At 57.7% G+C, this 14,079-nt stretch carries 14 protein-coding genes and 5 tRNA genes; 16 read left to right on the top strand and 3 right to left on the bottom strand.

The genetic code is table 11. The features are described from left to right. Nucleotides 1-22: 22 nt before the first annotated feature. Together VFQ24_18900 and VFQ24_18895 are read right to left on the bottom strand one after the other, a co-directional pair. Nucleotides 23-2,272 carry an alpha/beta fold hydrolase gene (locus VFQ24_18900; protein HET9180427.1) on the bottom strand — a complete coding sequence of 750 codons (2,250 nt, stop codon included), beginning with the start codon at nucleotides 2,270-2,272 and terminating at the stop codon, nucleotides 23-25. A gap of 762 nt (nucleotides 2,273-3,034) precedes the next feature. Continuing rightward, a tRNA-Ile gene (locus VFQ24_18895) sits at nucleotides 3,035-3,111 on the bottom strand. Nucleotides 3,112-3,381: 270 nt separating this feature from the next. On the opposite strand from VFQ24_18895, the gene VFQ24_18890 reads away from it, so the two are divergent. The 7 genes from VFQ24_18890 (at nucleotide 3,382) to purB (ending at nucleotide 9,310) form a co-directional block, all read left to right on the top strand. Next, nucleotides 3,382-4,659, top strand: a complete 1,278-nt coding sequence (locus VFQ24_18890; GenBank protein HET9180426.1) for a pitrilysin family protein — start codon at nucleotides 3,382-3,384, stop codon at nucleotides 4,657-4,659. A 355-nt stretch (nucleotides 4,660-5,014) separates the two neighbouring features. Beyond that, nucleotides 5,015-5,488 (top strand): hypothetical protein, encoded by a 474-nt coding sequence (locus VFQ24_18885; GenBank protein HET9180425.1) that lies wholly within the window; start codon nucleotides 5,015-5,017, stop codon nucleotides 5,486-5,488. A 13-nt stretch (nucleotides 5,489-5,501) separates the two neighbouring features. Beyond that, a complete protein-coding gene (locus tag VFQ24_18880) occupies nucleotides 5,502-6,095 on the top strand; it encodes an RNA polymerase sigma factor (GenBank protein HET9180424.1) in 594 nt (197 codons plus the stop codon). A gap of 2 nt (nucleotides 6,096-6,097) precedes the next feature. Further along, a complete protein-coding gene (locus tag VFQ24_18875) occupies nucleotides 6,098-6,580 on the top strand; it encodes a hypothetical protein (protein ID HET9180423.1) in 483 nt (160 codons plus the stop codon). A 115-nt stretch (nucleotides 6,581-6,695) separates the two neighbouring features. After that, nucleotides 6,696-7,475 (top strand): MBL fold metallo-hydrolase, encoded by a 780-nt coding sequence (locus tag VFQ24_18870; GenBank protein HET9180422.1) that lies wholly within the window; start codon nucleotides 6,696-6,698, stop codon nucleotides 7,473-7,475. A 73-nt stretch (nucleotides 7,476-7,548) separates the two neighbouring features. After that, nucleotides 7,549-7,947 carry a GxxExxY protein gene (locus VFQ24_18865; protein ID HET9180421.1) on the top strand — a complete coding sequence of 133 codons (399 nt, stop codon included), beginning with the start codon at nucleotides 7,549-7,551 and terminating at the stop codon, nucleotides 7,945-7,947. A gap of 67 nt (nucleotides 7,948-8,014) precedes the next feature. Further along, a complete protein-coding gene (gene purB / locus VFQ24_18860) occupies nucleotides 8,015-9,310 on the top strand; it encodes an adenylosuccinate lyase (protein HET9180420.1) in 1,296 nt (431 codons plus the stop codon). Nucleotides 9,311-9,577: 267 nt separating this feature from the next. Here purB and larB read toward each other — a convergent pair whose 3' ends face one another. Beyond that, complete coding sequence (gene larB / locus VFQ24_18855) at nucleotides 9,578-10,324, bottom strand: nickel pincer cofactor biosynthesis protein LarB (protein ID HET9180419.1); 747 nt, start codon at nucleotides 10,322-10,324, stop codon at nucleotides 9,578-9,580. A gap of 190 nt (nucleotides 10,325-10,514) precedes the next feature. On the opposite strand from larB, the gene VFQ24_18850 reads away from it, so the two are divergent. The 9 genes from VFQ24_18850 to VFQ24_18810 form a co-directional block, all read left to right on the top strand. Further along, nucleotides 10,515-11,171, top strand: coding sequence for a UbiX family flavin prenyltransferase (locus VFQ24_18850; GenBank protein ID HET9180418.1), 657 nt, complete (start codon nucleotides 10,515-10,517; stop codon nucleotides 11,169-11,171). After that, entirely contained in the window at nucleotides 11,168-11,620 is a 453-nt protein-coding gene (locus VFQ24_18845) for a vitamin K epoxide reductase family protein (protein HET9180417.1), read from the top strand. The genes VFQ24_18850 and VFQ24_18845 overlap by 4 nt, the downstream gene beginning before the upstream one ends. A 104-nt stretch (nucleotides 11,621-11,724) precedes the next feature. Then, nucleotides 11,725-11,800, top strand: a tRNA-Thr gene (locus tag VFQ24_18840). Between the two features lie 211 nt (nucleotides 11,801-12,011). Beyond that, nucleotides 12,012-12,100, top strand: a tRNA-Tyr gene (locus tag VFQ24_18835). 74 nt (nucleotides 12,101-12,174) lie between these two features. Next, nucleotides 12,175-12,249 (top strand) — tRNA-Gly (locus tag VFQ24_18830). A gap of 80 nt (nucleotides 12,250-12,329) precedes the next feature. Beyond that, a tRNA-Thr gene (locus VFQ24_18825) sits at nucleotides 12,330-12,405 on the top strand. A 26-nt stretch (nucleotides 12,406-12,431) separates the two neighbouring features. After that, a complete protein-coding gene (locus tag VFQ24_18820; protein HET9180416.1) occupies nucleotides 12,432-12,821 on the top strand; it encodes a hypothetical protein in 390 nt (129 codons plus the stop codon). 4 nt (nucleotides 12,822-12,825) lie between these two features. Next, on the top strand, nucleotides 12,826-13,698 hold the full coding sequence (locus VFQ24_18815; GenBank protein ID HET9180415.1) for a hypothetical protein: 873 nt from the start codon (nucleotides 12,826-12,828) through the stop codon (nucleotides 13,696-13,698). Between the two features lie 12 nt (nucleotides 13,699-13,710). Next, nucleotides 13,711-14,079 (top strand): GTP-binding protein (locus VFQ24_18810; GenBank protein HET9180414.1); only part of this gene is annotated, 369 nt, incomplete at its 3' end.

Raw genomic sequence — 14,079 nt, 5'->3', positions numbered from 1 at the left:
GTTGAGCGCACTTTCTCTTCGCTTATTTGTTCTGTCCCAGCAGCCGGAGATATTGGGCTGACAGCGATTGATCTGGACGGACTGTCGAGACCTCGAACCGGTCACTTGCGCCTGCTGCGATGTAGGCGTCCTTCGTCCAGCGATAAGCCTCCGCGGCGGCCGCAAGGTCAATGGGTCGCCGCATGGCGTCCACTGAAGAGAGCAGGGTCAAACGTCTATCTGCCACAGCCGCGGCGACCTGCGGCAGGTCGAAATGGTGGAGAACATCAAGAATGAAAACATCAGCCCCGTGCAGATAGCGGTCCGTGGTAGTTAGTGAGCGGTACGAAAGCAATCCCGCGTGGCAAACCACCGATTTGATGCGTGGGTCAAGGGCCGCCGCGTAGAGCGCCCAGAGCGCCCCCATATCCTTGCCAATGACCCAGACACCAGAGGCATCAGCTTCCGGGCGAGATAAGGCATAATCCACTGCGCGCTGGATATCCTGCACACGCGATCCAAGCAGTGAACTGTTCATGTACCAGGCCATGTACGCCAGCGCCGTTTCGGCGTTGAAAAGGTGAGCGTACTCGCCTCCGTGGCTGCTCTCATGGAGCGGACGAGTCTCTCCAATCCCGCGCACATCCACCGCGATCACCACATGGCCGCCGCTGGCCATCTGTGCGAGGACTCCCGGTTCCATTCCGGAGCATTCTTCTCCGGCAAATTCCATTCCGTCGGCAGCCATGCCTTCCTCATTGAAATAAAGGATCATCGGCGCGGCCGGTCGCCTTTCTTCGGGCAGGTAGACCCAGGCAGGCAGGTAAATCTCCGGCTCCGAGAGGAACTCCAACTTGTCGATTTTGTAGCCTTTTTCCGGCACCGTGGCGACCTTGCGTGGGTTGAGCGGATAATCATTTCTCTGGTAGCGCAATAACCTTCGGATCTGGTCGCGCATTTGGTCGCAGTGAGATGTGACCTCTTGATTGTTCCTGGGCGCCGGCCTGTCAGGCGGCAGCGCGGCCTGTTTTTCAAATATGAGCGACCAGACCGTCTTACCATGTTGCGAGTAACGAATCGATCCGTTTGGCGTGCAGTACAGGTCCTCCGGCTTTTCCGGCACAAGCGCAGGCTCACGGTCGGGACCAGGACGACCATAGAACCATCGGCTGAACCAGTCCGCCGTCGCAAGCCTTAATTTGTAAGTCCAGGCATGGGGGCTGTCGGCAGACACCGTAGAAAACTTTTCGGCTACGCCCAACAGCCGGTAGGCGGACTTAATGGACGCTGCGGCATCGTCAAAGCCCTTTGAACGGTGTTCGATGCTGGCGAGCAACGGCCGGGGCGCAATGGCAATCTGCTCGTCCACATGGTCGATCCCGTAGATGGCCGCAGGAAAAATATTTTGTTCAGCATCTGCAGGTCCCAGCGGGCTGAACAGGGGCACGTTTACCGGCCAGCGATTTGCCGTCCCGCCTTCGTGAATCACAGCGCACTTGACTCGCCCGTCCAGCGCGCTGATGAACTTGGTTAAAGTCCCGCCACCCGAATGGCCCGCACAGCCGATCCGCGCGGGGTCAACCTCCTGGCGCGTGAGCAGATAATCGATGGCGCGCATGCCATCCCAGATGTGGTATTGCGTCAAGCTTTCGCCCATCAGCAGCAGAAGTTGGCCGGCCATCGAGTGCTCGTATACGGGATCGCCCAACCCCGGATCGCTGCGGCCGGTCTCCGGGTTCCAATAGTACCGGCGCTCGCCCTGCCCGATCGGATCGTAGGCGAGCACGACGAAGCCATTCTTGACAAGGCTCAAATACGCCGTCTGGTAAGTTGGAATCATTCGTGCGATCCCGTAATGCCCGCACGGTGAGATGATGCCAGGGAAGGGTCCGGACCTGCCGGAGGGAACATAGAGGCTGGCTGTAACCCAGAAGTCCAGGCGACTCTGGAACATCAGTACTTCGATGTTGTAGCCGTCACGCTTCAGAACTCTTATCCTGATGGGAGTGAGCGGGCTTTTCTCCGGAAGCCCGCCGATCATTTCGATGAACTTCTGCCGGACAAACCGGTTGCGCGCACGAAGCGCTTCGAGCGTTTTAATCTCCTGGCGGTTCCGGTCCCATTGCGCGCAGAAATTATTCAACCCTTTTGACAGATATGATACGAGCATGTCTGGCGCCGCCAGACCACCGAGTGCCGCTGTCTTGGCGGGCACACTCGCTCTATGCGTGGGAAAGGTTGTCAGTCCGAGTGATCCTGCCCCCGCTCGAGTGACGAATTCTCTTCTATTCACGGTATGCGCTCTCCTTAGCTGCTTATCCCGCGCTGCAACGAAATCAAGCCTGTAGCTGCGGCAGGCTGGACTCGGACCGGCGCCCAAACTGAGGACGCAAGAGTTCCAAAGTTCCAGCCTCGGTACGAATGATACATTAGACCGACACACTCCCAGGCAGGTGAGTTGGTAGGATTCCCGGGTATGCGGCTTCAGTGAGGTGGGCAGGCCGGTTTCCTGAATCGAAGCCTGCGGAGGAGGTGTTTCCGGCCTGTGAAGATGGCCGCATTAACACTCAGCCATCCTCCGGCCGCGTCAGCGGGAAAATGTAGAACACTACTCACACATCCGAATGGAAGCCAAGGGGGGCCGCTCTGGATGGTAGCGTGCAACCTGTCACGGTCGAAGCTGCTATGCACCAAGACGTGCGCCAACAAGAGAGCCCAAAATCGGTGGTGCTTTAAATCGCTGAATTGATTGGTGGGCCTGGGTAGAGTTGAACTACCGACCTTCCCGACCTTGTCGGGACGCTCTAGCCAACTGCTGGATCGTCGTACGGCTCTTCATGCGTTTCAATTCACGCTCGCGGCTGGCTGCGCCGGAACGGCTTGAAAATTCTTCGGCATGGAATAACTCCCAGGGACCGCGACCGCGGGTCGATGGATTTCGACCGTTGTTGTGTTCCTGGAGGCGCTTTCGCAGATTCTCGGTGTGGCCCACATAAAATTGGCCGGTCGACAGGCTACGAAGAATGTACATTTGGAACGGCATCACCGTTTGCACTGGTGGGCCTGGGTAGAGTTGAACTACCGACCTCACCCTTATCAGGGGTGCGCTCTAGCCACCTGAGCTACAGGCCCTTGCTGTTGCGTGGCGGGATCCAGACCATGCCGGAACTCGTCCTCTGCAATGGGTTTTACCAGTATAGGCAATGCTTCCGCTTTCTGGCAAGCGGAAGATCGGTTCCGAGGGCCATGAAATATTATGTCATCCAATTTCCTCCGAGGCGCATCTAAGACCACAGAGCTTCAGAAACTGCAAGTCGCGTTTTTCGGCATCGTGTGGTTAAATTAAAAGCAGGGCGGACCGTCTTCAGCGCCGGCAATCCAGGAACACGACGGGACCTGAACATGAAAACCAAGAATCCGAACGTTGAGAAGAGCACGCTCGCCAATGGCCTACAGGTGGTTACCGAGACCATGCCGGCCGTGCGGTCAGTATCCATGGGGGTCTGGCTGCGGACCGGATCGCGGCATGAGCGTGAAGATCAGAACGGCATCGTCCACTTCCTTGAACACATGGTCTTTAAGGGGACTCTGAATCGCTCCGGCGAGGAGATCGCCCGCGCTGCTGACGCCATTGGGGGCCATCTTGACGCTTTTACGACCAAGGAGTTTACGTGCTTTTCCATCAAAGTGGTTGATGAACACCTGCCCAGGGCATTCGACATCGTGGCAGACCTGGTGAAAAATCCTCTGCTTCGATCGAGCGATATTGCCAAGGAGTCGAGGGTGATCCAGGAAGAGATCAAAATGGTGGAAGATACGCCAGACGACCTGGTCCATGAAATTTTCAGCAAGAGCTATTGGCCGCACCACTCCCTGGGACGTCCCATCCTGGGTACCCGGGCAACGGTTGGCGGATTCAACCAGCGGCGGCTGCGTGACTTTTTCCGGCGGCATTACGTGCCCGGCAACATGCTCATAACCGCAGCCGGACACCTGACCCACGGCCAGGCGGTAGGCCTCGCAGAAGAACAATTTGGCCGACTATCCCAGGGGAACGTCACGGCGGCGGGCCCAATCCCCGTGGCCCACCCTCACGCGCTTTATCGCCGCAAAAAGGAGCTTGAGCAAACCCACATCTGCCTGGGCACGCCTGCATATCCTTACGCCCACGAAAAGCGGTTCGCCAGCTATGTCCTCAACACTATTCTCGGCGGCGGAATGAGTTCGCGGCTGTTCCAGAACATCCGGGAGAAGTATGGCCTGGTTTACGCCGTCTTTTCAGGACTGAGCGCCTACCGGGACGCCGGAATCCTGAGCATCTATGCCGGCACCGCGCCGGGCAATGCCCGCAAAGTGGTCAACCTTATCATCGCGGAATTCAAAAACCTCAAGAACAACTCGATCCCCGCGGACGAATTGCAACGGGCCAAGGATTACCTGAAGGGAAGCCTGTTGCTGGGCCTTGAATCCACCACCAGCCGCATGGCCAATATCGCCCGCCAGGAATTGTATTACGGGCAGTGCATCACCTTGGACGAGGTGTCTGCCCGTATCGACACGGTGACTCGCGAGGACGTTGTCGAGGTGGCGCGTGAACTCTTCCAGACTGAACGGATTGCCGTCACCGTGCTGGGACCGCGCCGGGGTTTCAATCTCAGCCGTGACCAGCTCGAGTGCTGAGGCGTTCTATTTCCCCGCCATGACGAAATCAAGCTCTCGCAAAGGCGCTAAGGCGCAACCAAGAGCCGATTGAAAACCCATTTTTTATCTGCCATGACCCCTTGCGACTTTGCGCCTTCGCGTGAGGTCGGAGGATCTCTGTCTTTGCTCCTGAGGTCTGGAGCCGGACTTTTCTCCCCTCGCTCCCGATCCTGCCGCAACTTTCTGTTAACAATCATCTGGCCATTTGCGTATCAAGAGTAGCAAGGGATGAAGCCCGGGGACAGCCCGGGCAGTGACCGGCGGTCAGGCTGCGATGCCCGCGGCGAACGTGCCGCCAGCCTGTGCCAGCGGTCCCCAGATAGAGGAGGAGCAAATGCCCCATGAACTGATTCCGATCCTCGCAATTCTGACGATATTTCCGGGGATTGTCGTCGTTTTCTGGCTGGTCTTCAGCACTTTTCGCAGGATGAAAGTTGCACGGATACAGGCCGAAGTCCACTCGAAGCTGATCGAGAAAATCGGCTCCAGCCAGGAGTTTTTGACATTTCTAGAAACCGACTCCGGCAAGAAGCTGGTGGCTTCAATCGGGATTGAACAGCCGAACCGCAACCCTTACAATCGAATCCTGGCTTCGATCCAGGCGGGAGCGATTCTGGTGTGCGTCGGCATTGCGTTCTTGATCATCGGAGTCAACTTTTCTGATGTGGCAGAAGGGTTCAAAATCCTGGGTGCTCTCGGCCTGGCACTGGGAATCGGGTTCCTGATCTCGTCCGGACTGTCCTATCGCCTGTCAAAGAACTTCGGGCTGTTTGACCGCGAGCGTTCGGTCCAAAAATTCGTCGCCTGACCCGGAGAATACCGTGGACCGAGGCAATAACATGCTGACACGGGCTGTAGCTCTGGCCAGGGGCGAAGCCGCAAGGGCCGAAGCGGAGGATAAGTCCCTCGCGATGGACGAGGAAAGCTTCCGGACAGTCTACGAGCGCACGGCACGCCCGCTGTGGGCGTACCTCGCGCGAGTTTCGGGCGATTCGGCGCTTGCTGACGATCTTCTCCAGGAATGTTATTGCCGCTTTCTTTCTCTCACGGACCCGCCGCAGGAAGACGCGCACCGAAAGAATTACCTGTTTCGGATCGCCACGAACCTGCTCCGAGACCACTGGCGGGCGATCCAAAGGCACGGAGAGACCACCATCGAAACCGCCGACGTGCCCTCGCAGGATCACGACGTGGCAAATGTTCCGCTGCGTTCGGATTTGGGCCGCGCGCTTGCAAGGCTCAAACCCAGGGAACGCCAGTTACTCTGGCTGGCCTATGCTGAAGGCGCCAGCCACAGAGAAATCGCAAAAGCTTCCGGAATGAAAGAAGCCAGTGTGCGCCCGCTGCTGTTTCGAGCCCGAAAAAAGCTCATGGACCTGATTGGCGGCGCGGCACTGGAACCCAGGAAGGCGTGATTATGAAACACCAAGTTTGCGAAAACGAAGCCCGAATTCTCGAAGCCCTGGGCCAGGGGGTGGCTCCTGAGTCCATGCAGGAACCACTGCGCCGTCACCTCGCCGGTTGCCCCTCCTGCGCCGAAATTGTCTCTGTCTACAAACTTTTCCAGATCGACAGCCAATACCTCTGTGCCGCTGCGTCGTTGCCCGATGCCGGCCGCGTCTGGTGGCGCGCTCGGCTGGCCGCCCATCGGGCTGCTGCCAACGAGGCCCTGCGCCCCATCATGATTGCGGAAAGGTTTGCGACGGCCATAGGCGGCGGTGCGCTCATTGCCTTGCTGGTCGCCGCGCTCCCCTGGCTGGCGGGACAAATGGTACATCGCACGGTTTTCTCGGACACCATCGTGTACTCATTTTCTCTTTCCTCCCTGATCGTCTCGAGCGCCGTTGTCTGCCTGCTGTTGATGGCTGGCGCTCTTTACGCTCTGTGGACAGAAAAATAAGGCCGCACCGCTATTTCGATATCCGCTCCAGCCAAGCTGCTTTATAATTCCACCAATGCTTTGCTGAAGCCGGCGCCCGGCGCCTGCTTTGATCTGAAGGTTGCGGAGAGGCTGGTTGAGCGTCCGAATCTGCGTGTTGGGTAGCGGAAGCAAGGGCAATTCCACGTTGGTGGCGACGGAGCGCACACGCCTGCTGGTGGACGCGGGCTTCAGCAGGAAAGAAACCTTCCGCCGCCTGGCCGCAGCCGGGGAGCGAACCGACGGCTTTGACGCCCTGCTTGTTTCCCATGAACACATCGACCACATTAACGGCCTGAAGTCGCTGGCGCTGGCCCTTAAAGTCCCCATTTACATCACCGGCCCAACGCGGGAAATCATCCAATGGGACCCGCGCCTCAGGGCATTTGAAACCATTTCCCCCGGCGAAAAATTCACCATCGGCGATTTCGAGATCGCTCCCTTTTCCATCCCGCACGATGCCGTCGATCCTGTTGCCTTTACATTTACGGCGGAAGGCGTCAAGGTCGGAGTGATTACTGACCTGGGTTACATTCCGCAGCTCGTCAAGCAGCATGCGCTCGGCTGCCACTGCCTGGTGTTTGAATCGAACCACGATCTTGACATGCTGAAGACGGGACCGTACCCGTGGTTCGTCAAGCAGCGCGTGATGAGCAGGCACGGCCACCTTTCAAACAACGCTACGGCGGGATTCCTCGCCGACGACTACGACGGCACAGCGGAGGTTTTGGTGCTGGCCCACCTGAGCGATAAAAATAATCACCCTGGCCTGGCTATGCATTCCGCCAATCAAGCCTTCGATAAACGCGGCAAAGGCCGCCCCGCCGAACTGCACCTGGCCAGCCAGACTGAACCCTCCAGAATTTTCCAATTCTAGTCCGCAGATTACGCAGACTGCACAGATTAAAAAGACCAAATGGAAAAACTTCATGTAAACTGACTGGCTATTTATGCCGGTTGAAGATAAAAGAGACCCTCGGACGCATGCCCTGATTGGGGCCGCAATGGAAGTCCATCGCCAGCTTGGCTGCGGATTTTTGGAGGCGGTTTATCAGGAGGCATTTCACCATGAACTGCTCGAACGGAGCATTCCCTTCCAGCGCGAAGTCCATATTTCCGTTTTCTACAAAGGCAGCCGGCTGGCAGCGGATTATCGCGCGGACTTCGTGTGTTTCGGCTCAGTGGTTGTCGAGGTGAAGGCGTTGCAAAAACTCACGGGGATTGAAGAAGCTCAGGTGATTAGCTATTTGAAGGCAACTGCCCGCGAGGTGGCCTTATTATTAAATTTCGGCGCAAAATCATTGGAGTTTCGCCGATTTATTTTTTCTAAGTCATTGAAATCTGCGTAATCTGCGAAATCTGCGGATTGAATCTGTGTCATCTGTGTAATCTGTGGATTAACTCCGTGGAGAGAAAATGATTCCTCGATATACCCGCCCGGAAATGGGCGCCATCTGGAGCGACGAGAACAAATTCCAAAAATGGTTAGAGGTGGAAATCGCCACGGCGGAAGCCGAAGCGGAAGCCGGCCTGATTCCCAAAAGCGCCGCGCGCGCCATCCGCCGCAAAGGCCGCGTGGACGTCGAGCGCGTGCTGGAAATCGAGAAGGAAGTGAAGCACGACGTCATTGCCTTCACCACCAACGTGGCCGAGCACGTGGGCCGGGAAGCCCGCTATCTCCACTTCGGGCTTACGTCGAACGACGTAGTCGATACGGCCCAGGGCCTGCTGATCAAAGACGCTTCACGGCTGCTTCTCGAAGACATTGACCGGCTGGCTGCCGTACTAAAAAAACGTGCCTTCGAGTTCAAGCATACGCCCATGGTGGGACGAACACACGGCATCCACGCCGAACCCATCACCTTTGGAGTGAAGATCGCCGTCTGGTACTCCGAATGCCAGCGGAACCGAGAACGGCTGGCCTATGCTGCCGACGAGATGCGCGTGGGAAAGACTTCCGGAGCGGTGGGCATCTATTCGCACCTGAGTCCGGCAATTGAAAAGAAGATACTGGCAAAGCTCGGCCTCAAGCCTTCGCCCGCCGAATCGCAGGTGATCCAGCGTGACCGGCATGCCTTCTACGTTTCAACGCTGGCCGTCATCGCCGCCTCGCTCGAAAAGATTGCGCTTGAAGTTCGCGGCTTGCAGCGCACCGAAGTCCGGGAGGCGGAGGAATTTTTCTCCGCCAAACAGAAGGGCTCATCCGCCATGCCGCACAAGCGAAACCCGGTGACCGCCGAGCAAATCTGCGGCCTGGCGCGCGTGGTGCGAGCCAACGCCCAGGCGGCGCTTGAAAACGTGGCGCTGTGGCACGAGCGCGACATTTCCCATTCATCCGTTGAGCGAGTTATCCTTCCCGACTCGACCATCCTGGTCGATTACATGCTCAACAAGACCGCAAACCTGGTCGAGAAAATGTTCGTCTATCCCGAGCGCATGCAGGAAAACCTCGATCTGCTCAAGGGCCTGATCTTTTCCGGCCAGTTGCTGCTGGACCTCACCGAAAAGGGCGTATCGAGAGAGGAAGCTTACCTCTGGGTGCAGCGTAATGCCATGCAGGTGTGGAAAACAGGTGAGGATTTCAAATCGCTCGTCCAGCGCGATCCCGACATCAGCAACCGCCTGTCAGCCAAAGAAATCGCAGCGGTGTTCAACGCTAATCGTTACCTCAGACACGTAGACCAGATTTTCAGGCAGGTATTTGGAAGGTAAGGTCGGCCCCACAGCCTGCGCCGCAGGCCGCCCAGGTTCAGTTGGTCTATTGTTTGAGGATCGAGATTTTCATTCGTGGACGAGGGTGCGGGTGTCCCAAAGGGGAAGCGACTTTTAATGTGCCGAAGCACGTACCGCGCGGCGGGACTTTCATCGCCCGATGCCCCGCTCTTCGGTCCGGGTACTACCCGCACCCGGTCTCAGAATACTCCCGCGGGACTAAACTGCAAGAGTTGAAAGCAACCATTACCGCCCGAAGAAGAAGGACTACAGCCGGTTAATCACGCTTGCCAGGTAACCCGCGCCGAAGCCGTTATCGATGTTGACGGTGGCAATGTTGGACGCGCAACTATTCAGCATGCCGAGCAGCGCCGCGACGCCGCGAAAGCTGGCACCGTAACCGATGCTGGTGGGGACGGCAATCACCGGCACACCGACCATGCCGGCCACCACGCTGGGCAATGCGCCCTCCATGCCCGCGACAACAATAATGATTCGGGCGCTGCGAAGCTGCTTGCTCTCGCTCAGAATGCGATGGATGTTCGCCACGCCAACATCGTAAATAACCTCGACGCGGTTGCCCATCACCTCCGCCGTCACCTGGGCTTCTTCCGCCACGGGAATGTCGGAAGTGCCCGCGCTCACCACCAGGATCTTGCCCTTGCCGCGGATTTTGCGGTCACGCTGGATGGAAATTGCGCCGGAAAGGGCATGAAACTGTGTGCGCTGGTCGAGCGGCTTAATCAGCTCATACAACTCCTCATTGCCACGCGTGATCAGGATATTATGGCGATTGCGCAACATGCCCTGGACGATTCCCACAACGTGGTCAGGCGACTTGCCGCGGGCGAAGATGACTTCCGGGAATCCCTGCCGGAGCGAGCGGTGATGATCGATGCGGGCATACCCGATATCTTCAAACGGAAGGTTGCGCAGACGGTCAACGGCCGCCTCCACGCTGAGTTTCCCGCTCCGCACCTGCTCGAGCATTGCTGTGATTTCTTCTGGTGACATTCCCCCACCGTTTCCAGCCCTCCCTTTGACGAGGGCGCGTTCAAATTGGCCTGGCGGCATGCGGTCAGAAAAACAGGTTGTCGTGTCCACGAGACTTCCGCGCCAGTCCGAATGCTATGAGTATAACAAACGAATGAGGTGTTCCGGCTTTCCTTGACTTTGCGTAAAGGGCTGGCGGAGAATCCGTCTTATGGGTTCCTTGCCGCTTCCCGGCCTTAAAACGGTGGTGCTAGGCGTCACCGGCGCCAGCGGCTCGGTGTTTGCGCGCCGCATGCTCCAGATGCTCGAATGCGACGGGCGCGTGGGCAGAATTCACCTGGTCATCTCGGGCGCGGGACTCAAGGTTTTGCGCGAAGAACTGGAGCTGGACGTTTCTAAAAGCGCTTCTCTTCCCGCGGCGATTGCCGATGGTCCGGCCCCAAAGACCGAATACCTGCTGGACTCTGACATCGGCGCTTCGATTGCCAGCGGCTCCTATCGCGTGGACGGCATGGTCGTCGTTCCTTGCAGCACGGGCTGCCTGGCCCAGATCGCTCACGGCATCAGTTCGACGCTGATCGAGCGGGCCGCGGATGTTTGCCTGAAGGAACGACGCCCGCTGATCCTGGCCGTGCGCGATACGCCTCTTAGCCGCGTGCACCTGACCAACATGCTGCGGGCACAGGAAGCCGGAGCCGGAATTTTCCCCATCATGCCGGCTTTCTATCACCGGCCCCGCACGATTGACGACCTGGTAACCCAGTTCTGCTGCCGCGTGCTGGTCCATCTGGGATTGGAGCAGAAGGACCAGTTCCGCTGGAAAGGCGAGCAGTCCGGAAACCGGGGCGACGGGAAAGAAACGTTTTGATCCTTGGCGGGCCTGTCATCGTCTTGTCACTCGCCAGGCTCGCCGATGCCCTTTATTTCACATTTGCCTACTATGGGCGCGTCCGGAAATCGTGCTGGGTGCCCGCGGTGTTTTACGTGCGCGAGGGTCCAAGCTGCGTAGCCGTGGTCCGAACAACCTACGGCAGCGTTTTCGGAGTCCCCAATTCCCTGCTGGGAATCGTCTACTATGTTTTGCTGCTCGTGTGGGCACTGACCTGGCATTCAGCAATCTCTGGCTCTCGCGTGGGACTGATTATCTTGTCCACCAGGTTTACGGATATCCTCATCGCTTCGGGAGCCACCACGGTCGCCCTCGGCTTTTACCTGATTTTCGCCCTGCGCCGGATTTTGTACACGGACTGTCCTTGGTGCTACGCGGCCCATGGCATTAATCTGGCGTTGCTTGCATTGCTGGTAGTGGCGCGGTAGAATGTGAAAAGGTCCGCAAGGGACCGCAAAGGAAACTTGAAAACTGTCTTTTTTAGCCTATTGCAATTCTGAGACCGAATCCCTATAATTGGAGGTTTGTGGCCGCTGGCGTAGCTCAGCTGGTAGAGCATCTGATTTGTAATCAGAGGGTCGGGGGTTCGAATCCCTTCGCCAGCTCCATGCTGGCATTGTTATGTTGCAGCGCTGGCAGGCTTTGCTAACCGGCGAAAGCTGCGCAGGAGCCGGAAAACGAGGATTATACTTAGTGTGTTGCACCCTGACGGCGGCGACAGTTGGACCTCGACGGAAATAATCCGGGGCGGGGTTGCGCCTGGTAAAAACCTGCTGCAAATGAGAAGCCCCGAGTTCGGGGGTAGTCGGGAAAAACTTCGGACAGGTGGCCGAGCGGTCAATGGCAGCAGGCTGTAAACCTGCCGCTCCTTGCGAGCTACGGGGGTTCGAATCCTCCCCTGTCCACCAGGTTCGCGAGGTTAAGAGCACGCATCGATCAGCGTCTGGAGAATGCGCACCGAGTGGGTCGCGCACGTTGCAAGGCGGGAGTAACTCAGTGGTAGAGTCACAGCCTTCCAAGCTGTTGGTCGCGGGTTCGATCCCCGTCTCCCGCTCCATTTTCGGAGAGGCACAGCCCCTACAAGGCCCTGTCGGACGTTGATGATGGCCGCCAGTGGAGGGCGGAACAACCTCTTGTGCCGATGTAGCTCAGTTGGTAGAGCACGTCCTTGGTAAGGACGGGGTCAGCGGTTCAATTCCGCTCATCGGCTCCATGTGTTTCAGAGGATAAACAGTGATCATGGCGGACCATTCGGGCCAGGACGGGCGGTTGCAGCTTGCCGGGGCGCTCCGCCGAAGTGCAGACCACTATTTGTCGGAGCAGGTGCTTCGAGATGCCTTGTCGAGGTCGTATTACTCGGTTTTTCACCTCGGTTGTGCACTGCTGGGCAAAGGATACGGAAACCACGACGAGTTTCTGAAAGACTTGCGCAAGAGGGTGAACAACGACGATTTGAGTCAAACAGTAGAACGTCTTCGAGAGTGGAGAATCACTGCCGATTACAAGTTCGACGCGGTAACCCGAGATTACAGCGGAGACCCAGAGCGGTTTCGGAACGCGGCGTCTGAGGCGCTGAGGCAGGGCCAAGATGTTTATCGAGAGTTAGCCGAGCAATTCGGCAAGGAGTAGTGGCTTGGCACTGGCAACTGAGGACAGAATCGGCGAACTTTTACGAGAGAAGCTCAAAGAGGAGGGCGTCTCGGGTCAGGTAGAGAAATTGGAGCTGTTCGCCACGCCGGAGGGCGTCCTCGCGGAGATTGTCCTGCGAGATACCTCAGTTCTGGAAGAAGCGCGAAAGATAGTTGAAGATGTTGAAGGCCGGCTGGAAAGTGAAGGCATCTCGCTTCTGCCCACCGTACGTGCCCTTTGGCAGGTGGAGGAGGTTCAGAGAATCGAAATTCCAAGCCCGCCTGACGCACCTTCGGATATGGTCGGGTTGCTGTTCAAGGGAAGCCTCAAGTCAGGGGCACGGCATCAGGAGGTGTGGGTGGCAGTGACCACGTCGGCACTGCGGGTCCTGCGGCCGCTGGCTACGAGTGATCAAGCCCTGGCCGAATTGGTCCGCGCATTTCTCCTACACCGACTATCCATTGGGGGGGCAGGTTACTGGGACCCAATCCGCGAACCACGACAGGAAATCGACGAGGGTGCGGCCCTGTATTTGCGTTGGCGGCCCTATGAAGCGCTAAAGACCTCGATTGACAACGTTTTCAATCCCAGCGGTCATGAGATTAGGGAAAAAAGTGTCATACGATTCGTGGAAACGGTGAATTTTGGGAAAGGAACCCGGAAAATTCGTAGGTTTCTCGATGTGCTGGAGGACCTTCCCGGTCCGGGCGGACCTTATAGCCGGGGCGAATGGCTCCCGACGAGCAACAGCGAGTTTTATAGCATGCTTCTCGAGCAGGAGAAGCGAGAACTGGAGTCGTATTACTTGGATCAGGTTGCCAAAGCAGAGAAGGAGTTCCCTCCACTCAAGGTTCAATTTCCGGCTGTGTTCAACTGAGGCGAAACACATATGGCGAAGGAAAAATTTGACCGATCGAAGCCGCACATGAACATTGGGACGATCGGGCATATCGATCACGGGAAGACGACGCTGACGGCGGCGATCACGAAGGTGCTGTCGAAGCACAATCCGAAGATCCAGTTTCGGGCGTTTGACACGATTGACAACGCGCCGGAGGAGAAGGCGCGAGGGATCACGATTGCGATTGCGCACGTGGAGTATGAGACGGCGAACCGTCACTACGCGCACGTGGACTGCCCGGGGCACGCCGACTACATCAAGAACATGATCACCGGGGCGGCGCAGATGGACGGAGCGATCCTGGTGGTGGCGGCGACCGACGGGCCGATGCCGCAGACGCGGGAGCACGTGCTGTTG

The organism is Terriglobia bacterium (genome assembly GCA_035712365.1).
Lineage (GTDB): Bacteria > Acidobacteriota > Terriglobia > UBA7540 > UBA7540 > SCRD01.
Note: the sequence above shows the minus strand (reverse complement) of the source record. Positions and strands in the feature narration are given on the sequence as shown.